Source organism: Nocardioides aestuarii (genome assembly GCF_039527245.1).
In the GTDB taxonomy this organism is placed as follows: domain Bacteria; phylum Actinomycetota; class Actinomycetes; order Propionibacteriales; family Nocardioidaceae; genus Nocardioides; species Nocardioides aestuarii.
This window is the reverse complement of record NZ_BAAAJT010000002.1, coordinates 3,066,363-3,090,170: the sequence shown is the minus strand read 5'-3', so window position 1 is coordinate 3,090,170 and position 23,808 is coordinate 3,066,363. Positions and strand designations below refer to the sequence as shown.

The following is a 23,808-nucleotide window of genomic DNA, read 5'->3' as shown; positions in this document are numbered from 1 at the left end:
GAGGGCTAGTCAACCTCACTTCAGCGCGTAGTCCTTCAGCAGGCTCCGCCCGATGATCATCTTCTGGATGTCGGAGGTGCCCTCGCCGATCAGCATGAACGCGGCCTCGCGGTAGAGCCGCTCGATCTCGTACTCCTTGGAGTAGCCGTAGCCGCCGTGGATCCGGAAGGACGCCTCGACGACCTCGTTGCAGTACTCCGACGCGAGCATCTTGGCCATCCCGGACTCGACGTCGTTGCGCTCGCCGGAGTCCTTCATCCGGGCCGCGCGGACCATCATCGAGTGGGCGGTCTCGACCTTGGTCGCCATCTCGGCGAGCCGGAAGAGCACGGCCTGGTGCTGGGCGATCGGCTTGCCGAAGGTCTCGCGCTGCTGGGAGTAGGCGATGCCGAGCTCGAAGGCACGGTTGGCGATGCCGCAGGCGCGGGCGGCCACGTTGACGCGGCCGACCTCGACGCCGTCCATCATCTGGTAGAACCCCTGGCCGGGCGCCTCGCCGAGGACCTGGTCGGCGCGGAGCCGGTGGCCCTCGAACACCATCTCCGTGGTGTCGATGCCCTTGTAGCCCATCTTGTCGATCTTGCCCGGGACGGTGACGCCCTGGGCGGTCTCGCCGAAGCCGGGCTCCTTCTCGACCAGGAAGGTCGTCATGTTCTTGTAGACCGAGTCCTCGCCCTCGTCGGTCTTGGCCAGCACCGCGACCAGGGTCGAGGAGCCGCCGTTGGTCAGCCACATCTTCTGCCCGGTCAGCTCGTAGCCGCCGTCGTCGGTGCGGGTGGCCTTGGTCTTGACCGCCGCGACGTCGGACCCGAGACCGGGCTCGGACATCGAGAAGGCGCCGCGGATCTCGCCGGCCGCCATCTTCGGCAGGTACTTCCGCTTCTGCTCCTCGGTGCCGTGGCGCATCAGCATGTAAGCGACGATGAAGTGGGTGTTGATGACGCCCGAGACGCTCATCCAGCCGCGAGCGATCTCCTCGACGCAGAGCGCGTAGGTGAGCAGCGACTCGCCGAGCCCGTCGTACTCCTCGGGGATCATCAGCCCGAAGATGCCGAGCTCCTTGAGGCCCTCGACGATCTCGGTGGGGTACTCGTCGGCGTGCTCGAGCTCGGTGGCGACGGGAAGTATCTTCTCCTCCACGAAGGTGCGCACCGCCTTGAGGATCTCCTGCTGGTCCTCGGTCAGTCCGTCGGTCTGGCACAGGCGGCCCATGGTGATGCTCCCTTCGTCGCGCCCCGTGGTCGGGTCCGCAGGAAGGCTACCGGCGAGTCACGTCCCCGGCTCCTGACTGTGACCCTTTCCACGCTCCCGGACTCGACCCTGCCACCGGACCAGCGGTCCGGGCTTGCGCCAGGTCGTGGCGCGCAGCTCGGCCACCTCCGCGGCGAGCGCGTCGCGCTCGGTGGTCAGGGCGGCGACGTCGCCGTCGAGCCCCTCGGCGCGGGCGCTGACCTCACGGACCCGCACCAGCATCTCCGCCAGCACCTCGGGGAGGTGGTCGAGCTGGGCGAGCCGGTCGACGTCGTCGGGATGGGGCGACCCCTCCGGCGCCGCGACCGGGAGCAGGTCGTCGAGGTCGCCGTGGACCTGGTAGCCGCCGGCCCGGACCGTGTCGATCCAGTGGCGGGACACCGGGGTCAAGCACTCGGCGAGCTCCGACGGGGTCGCCGGCTTCGACGACCGGCCGCGCGTGAGCAGCGTCTGGGCGAACCAGCGCTTGGCGATCCGGGAGTGCCACGGCTGGGGCAGCCGGTCGCCCACCTCGACGAGCACCTCGCGCAGCAGCGCGACCTGCGCGGTGCCCAAGGACTCGTTGCTGCGCGGCACCCGGTCGAGGTCGACGACGTCGACGGGGAGGCCGACCGCGTCGGCGAAACGCTCCCAGAGCTGCGACTTCGGTGCTCCCGGCCCGGGGCAGGGCACGACGTGGGTGTGCTCGGGCGGCGCGACGGCCGACCAGCGCTCGAGCAGCCGGCCGAGGTTCTGGGACCGCCAGAAGCCGGCGTCGTCCGCAGGATCCTCCGGCAGTCCGTCGAGCAGGCCGGCGGTGAACTCGGCGAAGGTGTCGGCCTCGCCGTTCTTCACCTGCTCCTGCCACTCGGCCGTGGCCGTGCGGCCGAGGTCGCGGGCGGTGACGACGAGGTGGACCTCGAAGCCCTCGAGCTGCTCACGCATCGCCTCGATCCGGTTCGGCCCGGCGGACCCGAAGATCTCGTGGCTGATCACGACCGTCCCGCCGAGGCGACGGCCCCGGCGCAGCAGGTGGGCGAAGGTCCCGGCGACGTCGTCGGGGTCCTGGCCCCACCGGCGGGCGCTGCCGACCATCTCGACCGCGGCGAGGAACATCCCCTCCTGCCGCACGTAGGGATAGACGAAGCCGCGGTCCTTGAGCGCCTCGCGGTGGTTGCCGAGCGCTGCCTGCAGATAGGTCGAGCCGCTCTTCGGGAGTCCGATGTGGAAGTAGAGCCGCTGCCGTCCCTCGTCGGGGGTCACGAGCACAGACTAGGACTCGTCGTCGTCGAGGTCATCAGGGGCGGCGTCGCCCTCGCGACCCCCACCCGCGAGCCTCCGGAGGCGCCCGCGGAGGCCGCCCTCCCGCTCCCCCGCCGTACGCCGCCGCACGGCCGCCTCGGAGCGCTGGGTCAGGACGGTGCCGAGTGCCGCGACGGCCGCCGCGGCGACGTCGGGCTCGGCAGGAGTCGGGTCGCCCGGGTCGAAGGCGGACTCGAAGCAGCGGAGGTCCTCCAGCGTGCCGACCACGTCGTAGCCGGCCTCGCGGATGGCCTCCGCCTGCTGCTCGGCCACGGCCACGCACCAGCCCCGGACGTCGTCCGGCACCAGGATCCGGTCGCCCTGCTGCTGTCCCAGGACCTGGGAGGCGAAGAACCGCTTGCCGACGTCGCCGTAGACCTGGCGCCGCCGGTGCTCCGCGCTCAGCTCACCGTTGACCCGGCGCAGCAGCTCGGCCTGGGCCATCCCGAGGCTGGTGTTGCTGGCCCGAGCGGACGGCTCCAACGTGGCGGGGTCGACGCCGAGGACCTCGCAGAAGCGGGCCAGGAGGAGGTCGGTGCGGCTGCCGCGGGGCGGCACGGTGACGACGTGGATCCGCTCCGGCGCGAGGTGCTCGGCCCAGCGTGCGAGCACCGTCGGGGGGTCGAGCTGGATCCACGGGTGCCGCGTCAGCCCGCGCTCCTGGTAGTCACGCAGCCGGGCGAGGTAGTCGCCCCACGACTCGGTCTTGCCGGACTTGAGCTCCTGCTGCCACGACGACGGGAGCTGGCGCGCGAGGTCGCGCACGGTGAGCACCACGTGGACCTCGCGGTCGCCGCACGCGTCGAGCAGGCGGCGTACCTGGGGCGGCCGCGAGGCCGCGAGCGACTCCTGGCTCACCAGGGCCCGGTCGCCGGGGGCCGCGTCCAGCGCCGCGGAGAACCGCTCCAGGGCACCCGCCGCGCTGGCGGGATCGCGCTCGGGGTTGAACCGGTCGCGGACGACCAGCATCAGCTCGAAGGCCTCGCGCCGGCCGGCCGGCAGCAGGTCGAGGCCCTGGTCGGCCAGGACCCCGGCGTTCTGCTGGAGCACGCCCTGGAGGTAGGACGTGCCGGTCTTCTGCAGGCCGAGGTGGAGGAAGACGCGTCGGGGCGTCCCGGTGTCGGGCATGGGGACACTCCTACGGCAATCGGGCGACCCGCGGCAAACCCCGGTGGGGGACGGCGACGCCTGCTCAGCGCAGCTGCGCGAGCAGCTCCTCGCCCTCGGCCAGCCCGATCTCACCGGTGCGCACCACGACGCGGGTGCGCTCCTGGAGCATCACGCTGGTGAGGATGCGGTTGGCGTCGATCCGCTGGACCGCGCGGCCGCCACCGCTGCGCAGCACGAAGGTGCGGGACATCCCGGACTTCCGCCACGCCCGGAGGCAGTCGCCGGTGCACTGCTCGACGCTGCTCGTGCCGAGCTCCGCCGCGACGCGGGTGAGGCCGCGCTCGCGGCGCGTCAGCTCCGGGCTGCGGGTCAGGTAGCGCACCTCGACACCGCGCTTCATCGCGGAGCGCAGCTTGCGGAAGACCACGCGGATCGCGAGCCCGGTGCCGACGACGTCGAGCCGGTCGCCCGGCTCGGTCGCGACGACGGCCTCGGTGATGGCGCTGATCGCGCGTCGCTTCTCCGCGGCGTCGCCGGCCGGGTCGCTGGCGAGGCGCTGGGTGTCCTCGGGGCTGTCGGTGGTCCAGTCGAACCCGCCGACCACGGCGTCGTGGTCGGAGCGGAGCTCGACCGGCTTGTGCTGGGTCGCCCCGAGCAGGTCGGCGCCGCGGTTGAAGAGGTAGTCGATGGTCGCGCCCTGGTGGTCGCCGGTGGCGAAGAAGCTGTCGAGGGTGTCGTAGGTCGGCACCATCCCGGCCTCGGTCAGCAGGTCACGGGGGTAGCGGCCGCTCTTGTAGTGGACGTTGAAGTCGCCGCCGACCAGCACCGGCCCGGAGGCCGACAGCTGCTCCACGAGCCCACCGATCCGACGGACCGAGGGCCGCAGCAGGTCGGGCATGTTCCGGTCCAGCGGCGCGACGTGGGCGGCCACCACCGACATGGTGCGGCCGTCGGCGTCCTGGAGCGTCACCCAGTTCGCGAAGCGCAGCCCGAGCATGATGTTGCGGTTGCGCGGGACCTTCCGGTAGTTCGAGACCCGGATCGTGCCCTGGTCCACCGCGGTCCACCGGTCGCTGCGCCACGCCACCGCCGTGGCCTTGGTGTAGCGGTTCTTCATCTTGCGGTAGACGTCGTAGCCCTCGGGGGCGAGCACGTCGTCGTAGCGCAGCGGCACCTCGTTGTAGGTGACCACGTCGGGGCGCATCGCCAGGACGTCGGCGACGTCGGCGCGGAAGCGCTCCGTCGACAGGTCGGACTTGATGTTCGCCTGGATCGCGACGACCGCGCTGGGGGTGGCGAACGGCGCTCCCTCCGTCTCGCCCGCGGACGCCGGGGAGGGCGCGGCCAGCAGGGCGGCGAGGCCGGTCGCAGCGGCGGCGACGCAGGCGGTGAGACGGGCGGCGGCGGACTTCACGCGGGGCCTGGACGAGGGCGGCGCGGGAGGCATGGGGGGCTCCTCGGGGGACGGCGGGAGGCCGGGGGGAAGAGGCCTGCCGGGGGGCTGAGTCACAGGAATCACACCATCCCCAGAGGTCACACGCAATCGGTTCCAGGGAACTACAGACGTGTAGTTTCCGCAGGTCAGAGGGGGTGTCGGTCCGACTCAGTCGGCGGCCGAGTCGGCTCCCGCGAGCCGCGGCAGACCCAGCCGCTCGGCCAGCGCCGGCGCCAGCCAGCGTGCGTAGTCGGGCGTCACGTGCTCGGAGTCGCGCATCGTGATGAAGTCGCCCACGACGGACGGGCAGAGCCCGTCGGCGCAGAACCACGGCTTCGCGTCGACCACCACGACACCGGCGTCGCGGCCGGCCGCGAACGAGGTCCGGGCCTCGCGCGCGGCGTACTTCCCGGGCTCGAAGGCGCACTCCCCCAGGTCGGGATGGCCCTGGCTCAGGCAGACGCCGGTCTCGCGGGGGAGCTTGGGGGTGCCGCCCACGATCGCCACGTCGCCGGACACCGCGTCGAGCTGCTCGAAGAGGTCGCGCCAGCCCTGGCGGAGCAGCTCGTGGTAGCGCACCAGGTCGGGGCTGCCGGCCACGGTGGCGCCGTTCTCCGGGTCGCGCAACCGTCCGGCCGAGGTGGAGACGACGACGAGCTCCGGCGCGAGGTCGGCGATGGTGTCCATCGCCCAGTCCTTGAAGTCCTCGCACTCGGTCCACGCCCGCCCGGTGCTGCGCTCGATCTGGGTGAGGCTGGTGGCCATGCACCCGCTGTAGACCAGGACGTAGACGCGGTAGCCGTCCTCGCGGCCGATCTCGTCGATCGCCGGCGACAGCGCGCGGGCATGGCTGTCGCCGAGCACGACGATCGACTTCTCCGCGTCCTCGTCGCCGATCGGGCACAGCTCGGTGGTGCCGGTGCGGTAGTCGCAGTCGCCGAGCGACGCAGTCTGCTCCCTCAGGTCGAGCAGGCCCGGGACCAGGTCGCTCGGGACCGGCCGTCCCTCCTCGGCGGCCAGCACCGAGGCCTTGACCAGCGACGTCCAGCGGTCGCGACCGACGACCTGGGGGTCGTAGTCGGAGCTGGTGATGGCGGGCTCGTCGGTCCAGCCGCCGAGCCGCCACGTCATGACCTGGCTGCTGGCGACGACGGTGAGCACCACCGCGAGCACCGACGCGGGATAGATCGCCAGGGCCGGCCGCAGCCGCTGCCACGGGCGGCCCTTCCGGAAGGGTGTCTCGACCCAGCGGTAGGTCGCCCAGCTGAGCACGAAGACGGCCGCGAGCACGAGCAGCCGGACGGCGATGCTGTCGAAGCGTTCGGGTCCGATGTTGCTGCGGACCAGCACGATGACCGGCCAGTGCCAGAGGTAGAGCGAGTAGGACCAGTCGCCGACGCGCACCATCGGCGCGCTCCCGAGCAGCCGGCCGACGACGGAGGGACGTTCGCGCACGCCCTCACCCGCCACGACCACGGCCGCCGTGGCCAGGACGGGCAGCAGCGCGGCCACGCCGGGGAACGGCGTCCGGAGCGTGTAGGTCCACGCCGTGGCCGCGATGACCACCAGGCCTCCGGCGGCGAGGAGCAACCGCACCCGGTCGGGCAGCCGCAGGGTGCGCGGCAGCAGCGCGCAGGCCGCGCCGATCGCCAGCTCGTGGGCGCGGGTGAAGGCCGAGTAGTAGGCCGTCGTCGGCGATGCCCAGGTCGCGTAGACCGACCAGGCGAGGCTGGCGACCACGACGACCCCGAGCAGGAGACCGGCAGCACGGCGCAGGTCGGCGGCCGCACCCCCGCGGCGGCGTACGAGAAGGACGCAGGCGAGGAGCAGCAGCGGCCAGACGAGGTAGAACTGCTCCTCCACCGCCAGCGACCAGTAGTGACGCAACGGGGAGGGCGGCTGACCCTGGGCGAAGTAGTCGGTGCCGGTCAGCGCGAGCCGGACGTTCGCGGCGAAGCCCGAGGCCCACAGCGCGTCGACGAGCACGGTCTGGGTACGCAGCAGCGAGAGCGTCAGCAGCGAGCCGACGACCGTCACGAGCGTGACCAGGGTCGCGGCGGGCAGGATCCGGCGGGCGCGCCGGGCGTAGAAGCCGGCGAGCGAGACCCGACCGTCGCGGTCGGCCTCGCGCAGCAGCAGTGCGGTGATGAGGTAGCCCGAGACCACGAAGAAGACGTCGACGCCGATGTAGCCGCCGGTGAGGAACGACGGCGCGACGTGGTGGGCGATGACGAGCAGCACCGCGATCGCGCGGATGCCCTGGATGTCGGGCCGGAAGCCGAGCGGACCAGGTCGGGTGGCGGCCTCAGCCACCGAAGCTCGCCAGCGCGCTGATGAAGTAGTGGTCGGAGGTCCGCTGCGTCACCGGCGTCGTGTCGCGCCAGTAGCCGCTCCAGCCGACGTCGTAGCCGAGCACCCAGTCGACCGGGAGCGGGCTCGCGGGCGGCCGGCAGCCGCCGGAGTAGCTGCCTCCGTTGGAGGCCACCAGGCCGGTGCGCGGCGGCACGCTGCAGTAGAACGCCTCGCGGTCGTTCATGTCCCCCGTGACCAAGACCGGCACTCCCTCCGCCTTCAGGTTGTTGACCACCGACACCAGGGCGTTCTGGCCGGCGGAGCGCTCCGCGGCGTAGCGGCCCCCGCCTGCGGACGGGTGGGTGTTGACGACGTAGAACTCGCGACCGGTCGCGAGGTGGCGCAGCCGCAGGATCGGCTGCGGGTGGGGATGGCCCATGAAGGTGATCGTGAACTGGCTGCCGCTGACCATCTCGAAGACACCGGGGTCCCAGAGGATCGAGTTGTCGGTCTCGGTGCTGCCCCACGCGTTGCCCGGGTAGGCGGCCATGCCCGTGCGCGAGGTCAGCGCGGCGAGCTGGTCGGCCTGGAGCTCCTGGGTGCCGAGGATGTCGACGCCGTGCTTGCCGATCAGGTTGACGGCGCCGACGTTGCGCGTCGAGGCCGGTGGGTAGCGCTGCCGGTCGCCGCCCGGCGCGGTGTGCTGGCTGCCGAGGACGTTGAAGCTGCCGACTCGCACCTCGAACGGTTCGTTGCTCGTGGCGGCCTTCTCGGCCTTCTCGGCCTTCGCGGCCTCACGCTCGGCGCGCAGCGCCTCGAGGTCGATCTTCTCGACCTCGGTCGCGGCCACGACGCGGCGTACGGGCACCAGCTGGCGGGCGTCGACGAGCTCTTGGACCCGCGGCAGCGACTGCGCCGCCGCGGTGGCTGCCCCGGCGTCACCGTCGAACCGACGAGCGATCACCACACCGGCCACCACGGGCACCACCAGCACCACGGCGAGGAGGGCCGCACCCGCCCGGGAGAGGCGCCTGGCGCCCGTCTCGGGCGCCCTGTGGGAGGGGTTCGGCATCGGCGCAAGTTATCACGGGCGACCCCCACCGACCGATCCGTCGCGAGGCGCTCGCGGGCCTGCCCTAGGGTGACGGCCATGCTGGTCACGGCCTCCACCGTCATGGACTCCCCCGGCAACGTGAGGTTCTTCGTCGAGGCGAACCTCGCCTCGGGGGTCGACCACATGCTCGTCTTCCTCGACGCGCCGCAGGAGCCGGGGCAGCAGGAGGTGGCGGCGATGCTCGACGCCGAGCGCCGGGTCACCTGCATCCGGACCGGCCGCAAGCAGTGGTGGACCGACGGGCGCCCCTCGGGCCTCAACGACCGCCAGCGCATGAACGCCAACTGGGCACGTGCGCTGCTCGAGCCGTTCGGGTGGGCGGAGTGGCTCTTCCACATCGACGGCGACGAGGTGGCCCGGCTCGACCGCGACGCCATCGCCGAGGTGCCCGCGGAGGCCGACGCGATCTGGCTGCCGCCCTGGGAGGCCGTCAGCCAGCCGGACCCCGACACCCGGCCCACGCGCTTCAAGCGGCTGCTCGACGAGGACGACCTCACGCTGCTCCACGTGCTCGAGGCCATCCGCGAGCCCACCAACCAGGCCTACTTCCACGGCCACGTCATGGGGAAGTCGGGGATCCGTCCCCGCTCCGGTCATGCGCTCAGCCTCCACGGGGCGCTCACGGCCGACGGCGACCGCCTGGAGCGCCACGAGGACCCGCGGCTCGGCGTGCTGCACTACGACGCCGTCTCGGGCGAGGAGTTCGTCCGCAAGTGGCAGGCCCTCGCGCGCGCGGGCCACGCCCGCTACCGCAAGTCGCGCCAGCCGATGGCGCGGGCGCTGCGGACCCTGATCGCCAAGGACCTGCCCGAGGAGGTCAGGGCCCGGCACCTGCGGCGGATCTACGACCTCACGACCCGCGACGACGTCGACCTGCTCGGTGAGCTCGGGCTGCTGCTCGAGCTCGACCCGTTGACCGACCCGCTGCCCGCCCGCCCGCTGGCCGACGACGACGCCCGGGCGCTCGCTGCCCGGGTCGAGGAGCTGCGGGCCGTCCCCAAGCACGGGTTCCACGTGGCCGACAAGGTCGCCGACAAGGCGCGGGAGGCCGGCGCGGGCCGCGCCGCCCGGGACGCGGGCCGCAAGCTGCGCCGACTGACCGGCCGCAGCTGATCAGCCGCGGCGGCGGCCCACACGCAGCGCGCGGCCGGCGAGACGCCGCAGGCCGCCCGGCAGTCGGCGGACGACCCGGGAGCCGGTGGCTCCCGGGGTGCGCGCCTGCCTGCGCCGCAGGGTGCGTACGTCGCCGAGCATCGTCGCGACCAGGTCGACCGCGACCCCGGCCACCTCGGCGTCGGTCACCGAGCCGGTGAGGCGGCGTTCCTCGAGCTCGTCGGGGACCCGCAGGTGGTCGAGGTCGCCGACGACGTCGTAGGGCGCCGACCGCAGGTGGGCGACCGCGGCCTCGCCGCGACGACGGCAGTCGGCCACCTGGTCGGGCTCGGGCCAGAACCGCTCGCCGCGGCGCGGCACGAGCCGCTCGTCGGCGAGGAACGTCCGGATGTAGACCCCGCGGTCGAACGCGGAGCGGAACCCCTCGAGCGAACCGTTGACGCGACGCAGCGTCTCGGCCTCGGCGACCCCCATCGAGGTGTTGGGGAAGGAGCCGGACAGGTCGATCCCGTCGGGCGAGAAGCCGACGACGTCGGCGAAGCGGCGCCACACGTCGTCGCGCGGTGCCCCCGGGTCGAGCACGACCACGTGGATCCGCTCGGGCGGCACCGCCTGCGACCACCGCTCGAGGACCAGCCGCAGGTCGAGGGTGCGCCAGTTCCAGATGGCGGTGGGCTTCGGCGACTCGTCGCGGCCGTAGTCGGGCATCGGGGTCGTGGCGCCGTTCTTGAGGCTCTCCTGCCAGCTGGCCGTGAACAGGCCGAGTGGCTCGCGCGCGGTGACGACGAGGTGGACGTCGTCGGTCGGCAGCTCCGCCACCATCGCGCGGGCCTGGTCGGCCGAGGCCGCCGCGAAGAACTCGTGGCTGACCAGGCCGGTGCCGTCGCTGGTGCCGAGCTCCTCGACCAGCCGCCGCCACGCGGTGCGGTGGTGCTCGGGGGCCCGCCGCTGCGCCGGGTCGTGGCGGACGGTGCGGGAGGCCCAGAGGTGGTCACGCCGCTCGGATCCGGGCACCACGACGCCACGCTCGCGCAACGCGTCGCGCTGGGACCAGAGGATCGTCTGGAGGTAGGAGGTCGCGGTCTTCGGAAGGCCGACGTGGACGAAGACCCTCGCGACCACTACAGGGACTTCCGGAACCGCTCGACCGCGGCGTCGACCGCCTCGCGGTCCTGCTGGGCCACCGGGACGAGGAGCTCCTGCACGACGTCGGCGAGCTCGGCCAGCCGCAGCTGGTGCTGGCGCATCTCGGCCAGGTCGGCCTCGAGGTCGGCGACCCGCTCCTCCAGCCGTCGTACGGTCGAGCTCGAGCTCGGCCGCAGCGTCCTCAGGTCCACGCTGACCACTCTCCCACCATTCTCACTGTCGTCCGGTCGCGGTTCGGCAGCCGCTTGGTCACCACGCGTGTGGCGCCGTACCTCCGCAGCAGGGTAGCCACCGCCTCGGCGTCGGGGCGCCCCACCATCCAGTCGGGAGCGTCCTCGCCCGGGTCTCCGGGCCGGTCCCCGCCCGCGGCGTCGTCGACCACGTGGAGGTCGGCGAGCAGCCGACCGCCCTCGCGCAGCGCCATCGAGCACAACCGCGCCAGGCTCTCGCGGCCGAACGCCGACGTCGCGTCGAGGACGTGGCGCGCGAGGACCACCCGCGGCCGGGGGTCGTGGGCGAGGTGGGCCCCCTCGGCGAGGACCGAGCGCCACTCGGTGAGGTTGAGGGGACGGACGTCGAGCGGCAGCTCCTCGGCCGCGGCGACGTCCACCGCGTCGCGCAGCCCACGCGGCACGTAGTCGTAGGCCGTCACGGGCACGCCCTGGCGCGCCAGCCAGACGCTGTCGGCACCGCGCCCGGCACCCACGTCGAGCACCTCGGCGCCCAGCTCCCCGGCCAGTCGCGCGGCACGGCGGGCGAGCACCGACGGTTCCCGGAAGCTGCCCCTGGTCGACGCGGAGGCGCGGCGCTCCCAGTAGCGGATGCCGGGCTGGGTGCCGCGGAACCACCCCTCGAGCGCTCGGGTGGTGCGGGCCGGCGTCGTGAACTTGAACGCCGGGTCCGGCACCTTCCACCCGGCGCCGTACATCGCCTCGAGCAGGTGCTCGGGCTGTGCCGGGACCGGGAGCGTGCGGCCGCTGAGCTGGGCGGTCGTCAGCGGCCACAGCCACTCCTCGAGGAACGGGGTGCCGACCTCACCCATGAGGTAGAGCCGACCGCGGTCGAGGAAGCCACCGAAGACGTCGAGGCCGCGCGTGACGCCGCCCTCCTGGACGTCGACCCGGAACGCGCCGCCGCTGTAGCGGTAGGTGGCGAAGCCGCGCTCGGCGAGCTCCCGCTGGACGCGGAACGACTCACGCGCGACCTGGACGGGGGTGTCGTGACGGCTCACGTAGCCGAGGTCGGCGTCGGAGTCGTGGCCGAGCACCCGACCCTCCCGCACGGCACCGAGCAGGGTGCCGTAGGCGAGGAACGGCTCGAGCCCGCACTCGCGCAGGGCGGCGACGACGGCCTCGGTCGCGTCCAGCAGCGAGCCCAGGTCGCGCTCGGACCGGCCGGCGAAGGTCGGCACGAGCTTCCCGGACTTGTCGAAGCCGAGCTCGACACCCTTCGGGCTGACGACCTCGACCCGGCCCGCGCCCGACCCGAGCGCGAGCTCCTGCTCGAAGTAGGTCGCGCCCGAAGCCGAGTCGCGCACGGCGACGACGCTGCGGCCGTCGAGGTGCTTGACCAGCGGCCGCGGCCACGCGACCCGCCGCAGCGGGCCGGTGCCCTCGGTGTCGCGCAGGGTCCAGAAGGTCCAGACCCGGCGGCCGTCGAAGCAGACGTCGAGGGCACGGTCGTCGAGGGCGCGCAGCCGCAGGCCCTGGTCGTCGACCCTGCTGATCCCGGGCCGGATGCGCGCCCCCGCCACCGCTTCTCCGCTCAGTCTTCCGGCTGCGAGGCGAACGGGTCGTAGGCGCCGTTCGAGACCGAGGTGCCGTCCTCGTAGACGGCGTTCTCGTCACCGCCGAAGATCAGCTGGTCGTTGTCGGCCGCCGCCTGGCGCGCCAGCGTCCCGGTCGGGCAGTTGCGCTTGCCCCAGATGTTCTGGCCGTACCAGTAGTCGAGGTGCTTCTCGTAGCGCAGGACGCGGCTCTTGCTCCGGTAGATCCCGAGGTTCTCGTCGCTGACCTTCGCCAGGCCGGACCAGTTGGCCGAGCCGTTGACCAGGGCGTAGCCGGACCGGTCGCCGTAGTAGTTGCCGCGGATCGTCATCGACTTCAGGTGGAAGTAGTTGTCGAACTCGCCGTCGCAGTTGTTGTCCTGCGTCAGGTGCTTCATCGGCACCGGACCCCGTCCGCTGCTGTCGCGGAGCATCTTGCCGATCGAGATCCCGACCACGGTGTAGCCGATGCGGATGTTGCAGCCGTTGTTCCACATCTTGCGCAGCTTCTTGGCCAGTCGCATGCCGCGGTTCTGACGGATGACGTCGGGCGCGATCTGGATCTTGGTGCGGCCGTTGGCGGTGTTGGTGGCGCCCTTGCAGCTGACCCGGTTGAGCGTCTGCATGATCGGGTCGACCGCGTTCTTGCCGCGGATCGGGAAGGCGATCATCCGGAACTTGTCGAGCTTCTTGTCGGCGTAGGCCGGGAAGACGGGCTTGTCCTTCGCCGCCTGGTGGAAGATCCGCTGGTAGAACTTCCAGACCTGGCGGTTCTTGGTGTGGGTGTAGATGTCGTTCCACTGGTTGGTGGTCGAGGCCACCGTGAAGTTGGCCGACCCCTGCATGACCACGCGGGGGGTCCTGCCCACCTTGGAGAAGGTGAAGAACTTGGTGTGCGCCGAGCCGTTCTGGCTGCGGCAGGTGCCCTCGCACAGCCGCGCCCAGCTGTTGGGCTTCTTGGGGTGGTTCTTGTTGTAGGTGCGCAGCCCCGCCCGCAGCTGCGGGAACGACGGGTTGTCGATCTGGGTGACGTTGCGGTCGTCCATGATCAGCCGCACGGTCACCCCGCGGCGGGCCGCGCGGAGCAGCGCGTCCTTGCCCTGCTGGGTCAGGAAGTTCCAGGAGAAGATGTCGATGCTCGACCCCTTCGGGCTGGAGTTGATCGCCCGCATGATGCGGTTGTAGATCTTGCGCTGCTGCCCCTGGTCGCCGACCGCGCTGTTGAAGGTCGGTCCGGGCTTCGGGTTGAAGGCGTCCGGCGCGGCCTGGGCAGGCGCGCTCGTGGGCAGCATCAGCCCGGCGGTGGCGAGCATCAGGGCCAGAGTCCTGACGAACATGGAAGGTTCCCCTCGTGACGACGACGTGACAGGCGACCAGCGGGCCGCACTGGTGTGACTCAGGCAGCGCACCGCCGGGTTGCGTCCCGGTAGTCGCGATCCTGGTCGAGCGAGCCGTCGGCCTCGTAGACCGTGCCGCCCTGCACACCCCAGAAGCGGTCGCCGAAGACGACGAGCCGCTGCCCCGAGGAGCAGCCGACGGAGTCGCGCTCGACGTAGCCGCCGGACTCGTCGACGCAGCCCCGGTAGGTGCGTGCGATCTTCCCTCCGGACACCCACACCTCGCCGCACACGGGTGCATCGGCCGGCGCGTCGGAGGATTCCGACTCCGCCGGGTCCGAGGACTCCTCCGTGGTCGACGACGCGGCGGTGCCGGGGTCCTGGGCCTCGTCGGTCGAGCCGCCACAGGCCGTCAGCGCGGAGAGCGCGACCGCCAGCAACCCCGACGCAGCAAGGCGTCGTACCGTCGTGTGACCCATGTGGCGCACTATACGCGGCGGGGGCCGGACGGCCGGTAACCTCGCCCCGTGAGCACCACCCCCACCCGTGTGTACGCCGCCCGGCTGGTCGGGCTGCCGATCTTCGACCCCCAGGGCGACCAGGTCGGCAAGGTGCGCGACCTCGTCGCCGCCGTGCGCTCGGAGGTCAACCAGCCGCGGGTGCTCGGCCTCGTCGCGGAGGTCTTCGGGCGCCGCCGGATCTTCGTGCCGATGACCCGGGTCACCAACATCGACAGCGGGCAGGTCTACACGACGGGCCTGCTCAACATGCGCCGGTTCGAGCAGCGTCCGACCGAGACGCTGGTGATCGGCCAGATGCTCGAGCGCACCGTCACCGTGCTCACGACCGGCGCGACCGGCACCGTCTACGACATCGGGATGGAGCACGCGCGCAACCGTGACTGGGTGCTGTCGCGGGTGGCCGTCCAGGAGCCCGGCAGCACCTTCCGGCGCCGTGGCCAGACCCACGTCGTCGAGTGGGCTGACGTCGAGGGGCTCACCCGGCGCGACCGGCCCCAGGGCGCGACCCTCCTGATCGCCCAGCTGGCCGACATGAAGGCGGCCGACGCGGCCCAGGTGCTCCACGACCTGCCGGTCGAGCGTCGGAGTGCGGTCGTCGCCGCGATGGACGACGAGCGGCTCGCCGACGTGATCGAGGAGCTGCCGGAGGAGGACCAGGTCGAGGTGCTCGAGCACCTCGAGGCCGAGCGTGCCGCCGACGTCCTGGAGGAGATGTCGGCCGATGACGCGGCCGACCTGATCGCCGACCTCCCGCCCGAGACCGCCGCCCGGCTGCTCGAGCTGATGGAGTCCGACGACGCCGAGGACGTGCGCCGGCTGATGTCCTACGAGCAGGAGACCGCGGGCGGCATGATGACGCCGGAGCCGGTCATCCTCGGCCCCGACGCCACCGTCGCCGACGCGCTCGCCCACGTCCGCAACGCCGACCTGCCCGTGTCGCTGGCAGCGATGGTCTACGTCTGCCGCCAGCCGCTGGAGACCCCCACCGGCAAGCTGCTGGGCTGCGCCCACATCCAGAAGCTGCTGCGCGAGCCGCCCTCGTCGTTGGCGGCCGCAGCGGTCGACCCTGCGCTCGACGCCCTCCACCCCGAGGCGACGATCGACGAGGTGGCGGCCCACTTCGCGACCTACAACCTGGTCGCGGCGCCGGTCATCGACGAGGAGGGCCGGTTGCTGGGCGCGGTGACGGTCGACGACCTGCTCGACCACATGCTCCCCGAGAACTGGCGCGACGCGCCGCTCCCCGTCGCCCCGGCCGGCGGTCGCGCCCAGGGGGTGGGTCGTGGCTGAGCGGCGGCGCGAGCCGCGCGGCGCCCGCAAGGGCCTCGACACCCCCACGGAGGTCCGGCGTCCGCTGGTGCGCCGTCCGACCTACGACGCCGACGCCTTCGGCTCCTTCGCCGAGCAGTTCGCCCGCTTCATGGGCACCGCCCGCTTCCTGCTCTACATGACGCTGTTCGTCGTCGTGTGGCTGGTGTGGAACGTCGTCGCGCCCCCCGACCTGCGGTGGGACCCCTACGCCTTCATCTTCCTGACCCTGATGCTCAGCCTGCAGGCGTCGTACGCCGCCCCGCTGATCCTGCTCGCGCAGAACCGCCAGGAGGACCGCGACCGGGTCATCGCCGAGCGCGACCGCCAGGCCAACGCGCGCGCCCACGCGGACATGGAGTTCCTCGCGCGCGAGGTCGCCTCGCTGCGGATGGCGATCGGCGAGGTCGCCACCCGCGACTACCTGCGCTCCGAGCTGCGCTCGCTGCTCAGCGAGCTCGACGAGCGGGCCCGGGACGACGAGACCGACGCCACGTCGGAAGACTGAGGAGCGGCAACTACGCTGGGGGCATCATGAGTAGCTCCCTGCTGGACCGCGTCAACGCCGCCCTGGCCACCGTCAACGACCCGGAGATCAAGCGCCCGATCACCGAGCTCGGCATGGTCGACTCCGTCGACATCGCCGAGGACGGCCGGGTCGCCGTGAAGGTCCTCCTCACCGTCGCCGGCTGCCCCCTCAAGGACACGATCAACCGTGACGTGACCACCGCGGTCGGCAAGGTCGACGGCGTCACCGCGGTCGACCTCGAGCTCGGCGTCATGACCGCCGAGCAGCGCGCGGGCCTCAAGGAGGTCCTCAACGCGGGCCAGGCGCAGCGCGAGATCCCCTTCGCCCAGCCCGGCTCACTGACCAAGGTGTTCGCGATCGCCAGCGGCAAGGGCGGCGTCGGCAAGTCGTCGGTGACGGTGAACCTCGCGCTGGCCATGGCCAAGCAGGACCTCAAGGTCGGCATCCTCGACGCCGACATCTACGGCCACAGCGTGCCGGCGATGCTCGGCGTCGCCGACGAGCGGCCCACGCAGGTCGACGACCTGATCATGCCCGTGCCGACGTCCTCGGGCGTCTCGGTCATCTCCATCGGCATGCTCAAGCCGCGGCGCGACCAGGTCGTCGCGTGGCGCGGCCCGATGCTCGACCGAGCCTTGGTGCAGATGCTCTCCGACGTCTACTGGGGCGACCTCGACGTCCTCCTCCTCGACCTGCCCCCGGGCACCGGGGACATGGCGATCTCGCTGGGCCAGCACCTCCCGGGTGCCGAGGTGGTCGTGGTGACCACGCCGCAGGAGGCTGCTGCCGAGGTCGCCGAGCGTGCCGGCACGATGGCGTCGATGATGCACCAGCGCGTCGTCGGCGTCGTCGAGAACATGAGCTTCCTCGCATGTCCCCACTGCGGCCCCGAGCACGAGATCGACGTCTTCGGGTCCGGCGGCGGCGACCGGGTCGCCGGGACCCTGTCCCAGCGTTTCGGCTACGACGTCCCCGTGCTCGGCCGGATCCCGTTGGAGACCTCGCTGCGCGAGGGCGGTGACGCCGGCAAGCCGATCGTCGACTCCGACCCCACCGCGGCTGCGGCCACGGTCCTCACCGATGTCGCGGGCCGGCTCGCCGGCCGGGGTCGCGGGCTGGCCGGCATGCAGCTCGGCCTGACTCCCACCTCCAAGCTCTGACCACCGGGTAGGTTCTGGCTCGTGTTCGGCATCGGGCTCGGAGAGCTGGCGGTCATCGCGCTCGTCGCGATCATCGTCTTCGGACCCGACAAGCTCCCGGACTTCGCACGGCAGGCGGGGCGGTTCCTCCACCGGATGCGCGTCTTCGCCACCGGTGCGCGTGACGACCTGCGCTCGGAGCTCGGGCCCGAGTTCGCCGACCTCGAGCTGCGCGACCTCGACCCGCGGGCCATCGTGCGCAAGCACGTGATGGAGGCGATGGAGGAGGCGGAAGCCGAGTCCAAGAAGCGGCCCCAGCGCTACGGCCTGCGCCCCCTCGGCGAGGGCGAGGTGCCTCCCTACGACGCCGAGGCCACCTGAGCCGAGGCGGGTCAGCCCCGACTCTGGACCGACGCGATCGAGGCGAACGCCACCAGCTCGACCCGGCCGGCGGCGACCTCCACCTCGCAGAAGTCCTGGCCCACCCGACGTACGACGCCGTCGGAGCGGCCGCCGTCGACCCGGTGGACCACGCACCGCTCCCCCGCCTCGGCGAGCCGTCGCAGCGCGGAGCCGACCCCCAACCGGGTGATCGGCGACCAGGCGACCTCCGGCACCGAGCGCGATGACGCCCCCGTGACGGCGACGACGGCGTCGAGCAGCACGACCCACTCCGAACCGGCCGCCTCCAGCAGCAGCCAGCCGGTGGCGACGCGACGCAGGGTCCCGGACAACCGGCCGACCCCGCCCACCTCCAGCGACACCTCGTCCTCGAGGCTGGCCATCAGTCGGCTGGCGAGGGTGACCGCGCCGTACTCGGCGCGGGTCCGGTCGGCGACCTCGGCCTCGCGATCGGCGTCGTAGAGCGCCTCGGCCTGCTGCTCGAGCTCGTCGAGCACCGCGAACAGCTCCTCGTCCCAGCCCACGGCGCGAGCCTGCCACACGGCGACGGAGTCCGAGCCTGTGGACAAAGGGTTGCAATCAGCCTTCGGTCGGCGTTTTCTGATGCAAACAGAAGCAAACGAAAGGATCAGGAGATGACGTTCTCGGGTCGTCCTCTCGCCGTCGCCACCCTGGCGACCACGCTCGCCGCCGCTCTCCTCGCGCTGCTGCTGCCGGCCCTCGTGCCCACCGGGCCGGGCTTCGTGCCGGTCCTGGTCGCCGGTTGCGCGGCAGCCGGCGCGGTGGGCACCTGCTGGCTGTGGATGCTCACCCTGCTGGTCCTCCTCGACGTGCTGCGCGGTCGCACGGTCCGAGACGGCGTCCCCCGGATCGTGCGCCGCGTGGTGCTCGCCGCGTGCGGGCTCTCGCTGGCGGGGAGCCTGGCTGCCCCGGCGTACGCCGATGCGGGCAGTCCCGGAGCGCTGTCCGGGCTCCCGCTCCCCGACCGGACCACCACGACCACCCAGTGGATCGGCTCGCTCAGCCGCGACGCCCACGAGACCACCCCGCAGGACCATGCCCGGGACCGTGACCCGGCCGGCGGTGAGGTGCGGGTCTCCCCCGGCGACACCCTGTGGCAGCTGGCCGAGGCGGACCTCGGAGCCGGCGCAGAGCCGGCGGACGTCGAGCGGCGGTGGCGACAGATCTACGCCGCCAACCGCGACGTCGTGGGCGCCGACCCCGACCTCATCCGTCCCGGCCAGCGGCTGGCGCTGCCGGCGACGTCCGACGCGACCCGGAGGGGCTGACGATGACCACGACGCTCGACCAGCTCTGCCACCAGAAGGTCGTGCCGCTGCGCCGACCCACCCCCGTCGCGACCGTCCAGGGCACCCTCGCCCTCGACCTCGGGCGCGGGCCGGAGGAGCTCCCCGAGCCACCGCCGCTCAGCGTGGTGCCCACGGACTCCCCGGACCACCGGCGGTTCGAGGCGTGGGCCCACCGCTACACCCAGGCCGCGGTGGAGATCGCCGGCGGCGACCGGCCCGTCAGCCAGCTCCTGCGCTGGACCTCCCCGCGGGTCTACCAGGACCTCGCCCGACGCGCCCAGCTCGTGCGCTCAGCCGCCCTCCGCGACGCGAGCACCGCCCGGGTCCAGCACGTGCGGCCCGCCGTCGAGACGGTGCACGCGACGTGGCTCGAGGAGGACGTCGCCGAGGTCTGCGCGCGCGTGCGCTACGGCCGCCGTTGCCGGGCCGTCGCGCTCCGCTTCGAGAAGCGCGCCGGTCGCTGGCAGGCGACCGCTCTCGAGTTCGCCTGACCCCTCAGCCGTTGGCGCGGGCGGTGAGCCCGGTCGGCCCACCCGGTGCGCCGTGGCACTTCTTGAACTTCTTGCCCGAGCCGCAGGGGCACTCGGCGTTGCGGCCCACCGACGCATAGGGGTCGTCGGCGTTGCTGGCCGGGGTGTTGACGGCGGAGTTGTCGTCGCCGACCTCACCCACGCCCTCCTCGGGCCCGGAATAGGTCAGGCGCTGCGGCTGCTTCGGGGCGTCGAGACCCTTGGCCCGGATGTGGGGGGCCTCGCGCGACGCCGCCGGAGCCTCGGGAGCCGCGGCAGCGGCCGCCGTCAGGTCGGGCACCTCCTGCATCAGCGGCTCGGCGACCTCCTCGGCCTCGCCGGTGTCGTCGTCGTCCTCCTCCTCGATGGTCACCTCGAGGTTGAACAGGAAGCCGACCGACTCCTCCTTGATGCCGTTCATCATCGCGGTGAACATGTCGAAGCCCTCGCGCTGGTACTCGACCAGCGGGTCGCGCTGGGAGTAGGCACGGAGGTAGATGCCCTCGCGGAGGTAGTCCATCTCGTAGAGGTGCTCGCGCCACTTGCGGTCGAGCACGGAGAGCACCACGCGTCGCTCGAGCTCACGCATGACCTCCTCGCCCACGGAAGCCGTGCGACGGTCGTACGCCGCCTGCGCGTCGGCCTGCAGGTCGGCGACGAGCTGCTCACGGGACAGGCTCGCGCGGCCGCCGTTGTCGGCGACGTACTGCTCCTGGGTGATGCCGACCTCGTAGAGCTGGCCCAGCGCGCTCCACAGCGCGTCGAGGTCCCACTCCTCGGCGAGGTCCTCGGTCGTGGTGGCGACGTAGCCCTCGACGACGTCGTCGAGGAAGGAGCGGACCTGGCTCTCGAGGTCGGCGCCCTCGAGGACCTCACGACGCTCGGAGTAGATCACCTTGCGCTGGCGGTCCATCACGTCGTCGTACTTGAGGACGTTCTTGCGGGACTCGAAGTTCTGGGACTCGACCTGGCCCTGCGCGTTGGCGATCGCGCTGGTGACCCGCTTGTTCTCGATCGGGACGTCGTCGGGGATCTTCATGACCTGGAGGATCCGGTCGACCCACTCGGACTTGAAGAGCCGCATCAGCTCGTCCTGGAGCGAGAGGTAGAACCGCGACTCGCCCGGGTCGCCCTGGCGACCCGAACGACCACGCAGCTGGTTGTCGATGCGGCGCGACTCGTGGCGCTCGGTGCCGACGACGTAGAGGCCGCCGAGGTCCTTGACCTCGTCGTGCTCGGCCTTGACCTGGGCGCGGATCTTCTCGACCATCGCGGGCCACACGGCGTCGTAGGACTCGCTGTCCTCGGCCGGGTCGAGACCCTGGGCGCGGAGCTCCTGGTCGGCGAGGAACTCGACCGAGCCGCCGAGCATGATGTCGGTGCCTCGACCGGCCATGTTGGTCGCGACGGTGACCGCACCCTTGTGACCGGCGAGCGCGACGACCTTCGCCTCGTCGGCGTGCTGCTTGGCGTTGAGCACCGTGTGGGGGATGCCCTTCTTCCTCATCAGCTGCGAGAGGTGCTCGGACTTCTCCACCGACACCGTGCCCACCAGGACCGGCTGGCCCTTCGCGTGCCGCTCGCCGATGTCCTCGACCACGGCGAGGTACTTCGCCTCCTCCGTGCGGTAGACGAGGTCGGGCTGGTCGGTGCGGGCCATCGGCCGGTTGGTGCGGATCGGCGTGACGCCGAGACCGTAGATCTTGTCGAACTCGCTGGCCTCGGTCATGGCCGTGCCGGTCATGCCGGAGAGCTTCTCGTAGAGGCGGAAGTAGTTCTGGAGCGTGATCGTGGCGAGGGTCTGGTACTCCTCGCGGACCTCCACGCCCTCCTTGGCCTCGATCGCCTGGTGGAGGCCGTCGTTGTAGCGGCGCCCGGCCAGGATGCGGCCGGTGTGCTCGTCGACGATGAGCACCTCGCCGTTCATGACGACGTACTCCTTGTCGTTGCGGAACAGCTCCTTGGCCTTGATCGAGTTGTTGAGGAAGGAGATGAGCGGGGTGTTCGCCGACTCGTAGAGGTTCTCGATGCCGAGGTGGTCCTCGACCTTGGTGATGCCGGGCTCGAGGACCGAGATGGTGCGCTTCTTCTCGTCGACCTCGTAGTCGGTGTCCTTGGTCATCTTGGCGGCGATCTTCGAGAACTCGCCGTACCAGCGGACCTCGTCCTGCGTGGGGCCGCTGATGATCAGCGGGGTGCGGGCCTCGTCGATGAGGATCGAGTCGACCTCGTCGACGACGGCGAAGTTGTGGCCGCGCTGGACGCAGTCCTCGAGCGCGCCGGCCATGTTGTCGCGGAGGTAGTCGAAGCCGAGCTCGTTGTTGGTGCCGTAGGTGACGTCGCAGGCGTAGGCCTCGCGCCGCTCGGCCGGGCGCATCGTCGGCAGGATGACGCCGACGGTGAGGCCGAGGAAGTGGTGGACACGGCCCATCTGCTCGGACTGGAACTTCGCGAGGTAGTCGTTGACCGTGACGACGTGGACGCCCTTGCCCGAGAGCGCGTTGAGGTAGGAGGGCAGGACGGCGACGAGGGTCTTGCCCTCACCGGTCTTCATCTCCGCGATGTTGCCGAGGTGGAGTGAGGCACCGCCCATCACCTGCACGTCGAACGGTCGCAGGCCGAGCACCCGCTTGGCGGCCTCGCGGACCGTCGCGAACGCCTCCGGCATGATGTCGTCGAGGGTCTCCCCGTCGGCGAGCCGCTTGCGGAACTCGTCGGTCATCCCGCGCAGCTCGTCGTCGGTCATCGCGACGAAGTCGTCCTCGATCGCGTCGACGGCCTGGGCGATCGACTCGAGCTGCCGGAGGATCTTGCCCTCGCCGATGCGGAGGATCTTGTCGATGATGGCAGGCACTGGGGACTGACTCCTGGAGTTTGACGTCTCGGTGGCCCGGCGGACGGGTTCGTCCGGCTGCGGGCCATCGGCCATGCTACCCAGCAGTCGAAGTCACGCCACCACCCGCGGTGAAGACTCAGGGACCCTTCAGGTGAGCGCGGCACCGAGGGGCCCGGCGAGGTCGCCCCGGGGCGCGACGACCACGTCGTCGAGCTCCAGCCACCCGGCGAGCCGCTGCAGCTCGACGGCGAGCTGCTCAGCGGTGTCGGCCGGCGCGCCGTCCTCGCCGTAGGCCGCCTGGACGAGCAGCCGGCGGGCCACCCGGTCGGCCTTGAGGTCGACCCGGCCGACGATCTCGTCGCCGAGCAGGAAGGGCAGGACGTAGTAGCCGTACTGGCGCTGCGGGGCCGGGACGTAGATCTCGATCCGGTAGTGGAAGTCGAAGAGCGTCTCGGTGCGGTCGCGTTCCCAGACCAGCGGGTCGAAGGGGCTCAGCAGGGTGCGGGCGCGGACGGCCCGCGGGCGCCGGGCGGAGGTGTGGAGCCAGGCCGGCTTGCGCCATCCCTCGACGCGCACCTCCTCCAGCTCACCGGCGTCCACGAGGTCGGCGATGGCCTCCTTGGCGCTCGGCTGGCTCGCGGCCGCGCCGGTCCCCGGGACGGCCCGCATCCGGTAGTAGTCGGCCAGGCAGGCCGCGGTGCCCACGCCGTGGGACCGGGCGGCGCGGCGCACGAGCTCGCGACCGGCCTCCTCCCGGTCGAGCGGCGGCGCCTCGAGCACCGCGCGGGGCAGGACCCGCTCCGGCACGTCGTAGAGCACCTCGAACTGGGAGGTGCGGCCGGCGATCGCGACGTCGCCGACGAGGAAGAGGTAGTCGAGGACCTTGCGGGCGTCGGACCAGTTCCAGCCCCAGTGCTCCTTGGTCCGCGGACCGCTGAACTCCTCGTCGAGCTGTCGCGCGGTCACCGGGCCCTCGAGCCTCACGGCGTCGAGGACGCGCGGCTCGAGGGTGGCGTCGGCGGTGAAGCCCCACTTGCTGCGCCGGGCGCGGTAGTGGTCGCGGCGGAACTGCATCGCCGGCCAGAGGTCGACCGGCATGAACGCCTGGACGTGGGCCCAGTACTCCAGCACGCGACGGGTCTCGCGGCCGGAGCCGGCCCGGTCGAGCAGGGTGGTGTCGTAGGGGCCCATCCGCGAGTAGAGCGGCATCAGGTGGGCGCGGGCCAGCACGTTGACCGAGTCGACCTGGAGCACGCCGGTGCGCTCCAGGGTCCGGGCGAAGGTCCGCATCGTCGGCGGGTCGTGGGGCTTGTCGAGGAACCCCTGGGCACCCAGCGCGATCCGGCGCGCCTGCGCCCTGCTCAGCTCCAGCACACGGCGTACTCAACCACGCTCCGCCGACAGGCTTGA

Annotated in this window: 21 protein-coding genes; 7 read left to right on the top strand and 14 right to left on the bottom strand. The window is 72.0% G+C overall.

Going from position 1 to position 23,808, the window contains the following annotated elements; genetic code table 11:
- Positions 1-15: 15 nt before the first annotated feature.
- The 6 genes from ABD091_RS15490 to ABD091_RS15465 all read right to left on the bottom strand — a co-directional run bounded on the left by ABD091_RS15490 (position 16) and on the right by ABD091_RS15465 (position 8,441).
- On the bottom strand, positions 16-1,212 hold the full coding sequence (locus ABD091_RS15490) for an acyl-CoA dehydrogenase family protein (protein ID WP_343920041.1): 1,197 nt from the start codon (positions 1,210-1,212) through the stop codon (positions 16-18).
- Positions 1,213-1,269: 57 nt separating this feature from the next.
- Positions 1,270-2,493, bottom strand: coding sequence for a hypothetical protein (locus ABD091_RS15485; RefSeq protein ID WP_343920039.1), 1,224 nt, complete (start codon positions 2,491-2,493; stop codon positions 1,270-1,272).
- Positions 2,494-2,502: 9 nt separating this feature from the next.
- The gene (locus ABD091_RS15480; protein WP_343920037.1) at positions 2,503-3,660 is read right to left on the bottom strand and encodes a hypothetical protein; all 1,158 of its coding nucleotides are present in this window, start codon (positions 3,658-3,660) and stop codon (positions 2,503-2,505) included.
- 64 nt (positions 3,661-3,724) lie between these two features.
- Positions 3,725-5,089: an endonuclease/exonuclease/phosphatase family protein gene (locus ABD091_RS15475; RefSeq protein WP_343920035.1), complete on the bottom strand. Its 1,365-nt coding sequence runs from the start codon at positions 5,087-5,089 to the stop codon at positions 3,725-3,727.
- Positions 5,090-5,245: 156 nt separating this feature from the next.
- On the bottom strand, positions 5,246-7,390 hold the full coding sequence (locus tag ABD091_RS15470) for an acyltransferase family protein (RefSeq protein ID WP_343920033.1): 2,145 nt from the start codon (positions 7,388-7,390) through the stop codon (positions 5,246-5,248).
- Positions 7,383-8,441 (bottom strand): endonuclease/exonuclease/phosphatase family protein, encoded by a 1,059-nt coding sequence (locus tag ABD091_RS15465; RefSeq protein WP_343920031.1) that lies wholly within the window; start codon positions 8,439-8,441, stop codon positions 7,383-7,385. Before ABD091_RS15465 ends, ABD091_RS15470 begins: the two co-directional genes overlap by 8 nt.
- A 78-nt stretch (positions 8,442-8,519) precedes the next feature.
- On the opposite strand from ABD091_RS15465, the gene ABD091_RS15460 reads away from it, so the two are divergent.
- On the top strand, positions 8,520-9,596 hold the full coding sequence (locus tag ABD091_RS15460) for a glycosyltransferase family 2 protein (protein ID WP_343920029.1): 1,077 nt from the start codon (positions 8,520-8,522) through the stop codon (positions 9,594-9,596).
- On the opposite strand, the gene ABD091_RS15455 is transcribed toward ABD091_RS15460, so the two are convergent.
- From ABD091_RS15455 to ABD091_RS15435, 5 genes are read right to left on the bottom strand one after another with little or no spacing between them, the layout of a single operon-like run.
- The gene (locus ABD091_RS15455; RefSeq protein ID WP_343920027.1) at positions 9,597-10,718 is read right to left on the bottom strand and encodes a hypothetical protein; all 1,122 of its coding nucleotides are present in this window, start codon (positions 10,716-10,718) and stop codon (positions 9,597-9,599) included. It lies immediately after the preceding gene.
- A complete protein-coding gene (locus ABD091_RS15450; RefSeq protein ID WP_343920025.1) occupies positions 10,718-10,933 on the bottom strand; it encodes a DUF6752 domain-containing protein in 216 nt (71 codons plus the stop codon). The genes ABD091_RS15455 and ABD091_RS15450 overlap by 1 nt, the downstream gene beginning before the upstream one ends.
- Complete coding sequence (locus ABD091_RS15445) at positions 10,924-12,495, bottom strand: class I SAM-dependent methyltransferase (RefSeq protein WP_343920023.1); 1,572 nt, start codon at positions 12,493-12,495, stop codon at positions 10,924-10,926. Before ABD091_RS15445 ends, ABD091_RS15450 begins: the two co-directional genes overlap by 10 nt.
- 11 nt (positions 12,496-12,506) lie before the next feature.
- A complete protein-coding gene (locus ABD091_RS15440) occupies positions 12,507-13,844 on the bottom strand; it encodes a phospholipase D-like domain-containing protein (protein ID WP_343920021.1) in 1,338 nt (445 codons plus the stop codon).
- A 59-nt stretch (positions 13,845-13,903) separates the two neighbouring features.
- Entirely contained in the window at positions 13,904-14,323 is a 420-nt protein-coding gene (locus ABD091_RS15435) for a hypothetical protein (RefSeq protein WP_343920019.1), read from the bottom strand.
- Positions 14,324-14,371: 48 nt separating this feature from the next.
- On the opposite strand from ABD091_RS15435, the gene ABD091_RS15430 reads away from it, so the two are divergent.
- Genes ABD091_RS15430 through ABD091_RS15415 form a run of 4 tightly spaced genes read left to right on the top strand, consistent with a single transcriptional unit; the run spans position 14,372 to position 17,722 of the window.
- Positions 14,372-15,655 (top strand): magnesium transporter MgtE N-terminal domain-containing protein, encoded by a 1,284-nt coding sequence (locus ABD091_RS15430; protein ID WP_343920017.1) that lies wholly within the window; start codon positions 14,372-14,374, stop codon positions 15,653-15,655.
- A complete protein-coding gene (locus ABD091_RS15425) occupies positions 15,648-16,181 on the top strand; it encodes a DUF1003 domain-containing protein (RefSeq protein ID WP_343920015.1) in 534 nt (177 codons plus the stop codon). Before ABD091_RS15430 ends, ABD091_RS15425 begins: the two co-directional genes overlap by 8 nt.
- 26 nt (positions 16,182-16,207) lie before the next feature.
- Positions 16,208-17,362: an Mrp/NBP35 family ATP-binding protein gene (locus ABD091_RS15420; protein ID WP_343920013.1), complete on the top strand. Its 1,155-nt coding sequence runs from the start codon at positions 16,208-16,210 to the stop codon at positions 17,360-17,362.
- A 21-nt stretch (positions 17,363-17,383) separates the two neighbouring features.
- Complete coding sequence (locus tag ABD091_RS15415; RefSeq protein WP_343920011.1) at positions 17,384-17,722, top strand: sec-independent translocase; 339 nt, start codon at positions 17,384-17,386, stop codon at positions 17,720-17,722.
- Positions 17,723-17,733: 11 nt separating this feature from the next.
- On the opposite strand, the gene ABD091_RS15410 is transcribed toward ABD091_RS15415, so the two are convergent.
- Positions 17,734-18,267 carry a hypothetical protein gene (locus ABD091_RS15410; RefSeq protein ID WP_343920009.1) on the bottom strand — a complete coding sequence of 178 codons (534 nt, stop codon included), beginning with the start codon at positions 18,265-18,267 and terminating at the stop codon, positions 17,734-17,736.
- A gap of 111 nt (positions 18,268-18,378) precedes the next feature.
- Here ABD091_RS15410 and ABD091_RS15405 point away from each other — a divergent pair, with 111 nt between their 5' ends.
- The gene (locus ABD091_RS15405) at positions 18,379-19,032 is read left to right on the top strand and encodes a LysM peptidoglycan-binding domain-containing protein (RefSeq protein WP_343920008.1); all 654 of its coding nucleotides are present in this window, start codon (positions 18,379-18,381) and stop codon (positions 19,030-19,032) included.
- A 2-nt stretch (positions 19,033-19,034) separates the two neighbouring features.
- Complete coding sequence (locus ABD091_RS15400) at positions 19,035-19,544, top strand: Rv3235 family protein (RefSeq protein ID WP_343920006.1); 510 nt, start codon at positions 19,035-19,037, stop codon at positions 19,542-19,544.
- A gap of 4 nt (positions 19,545-19,548) precedes the next feature.
- Here the strand turns inward: ABD091_RS15400 and secA are convergent, their stop codons facing one another.
- Positions 19,549-22,416 carry a preprotein translocase subunit SecA gene (gene secA, locus ABD091_RS15395; protein WP_343920004.1) on the bottom strand — a complete coding sequence of 956 codons (2,868 nt, stop codon included), beginning with the start codon at positions 22,414-22,416 and terminating at the stop codon, positions 19,549-19,551.
- A 129-nt stretch (positions 22,417-22,545) separates the two neighbouring features.
- Complete coding sequence (locus ABD091_RS15390; RefSeq protein ID WP_343920002.1) at positions 22,546-23,772, bottom strand: winged helix-turn-helix domain-containing protein; 1,227 nt, start codon at positions 23,770-23,772, stop codon at positions 22,546-22,548.
- Positions 23,773-23,808: the final 36 nt, after the last annotated feature.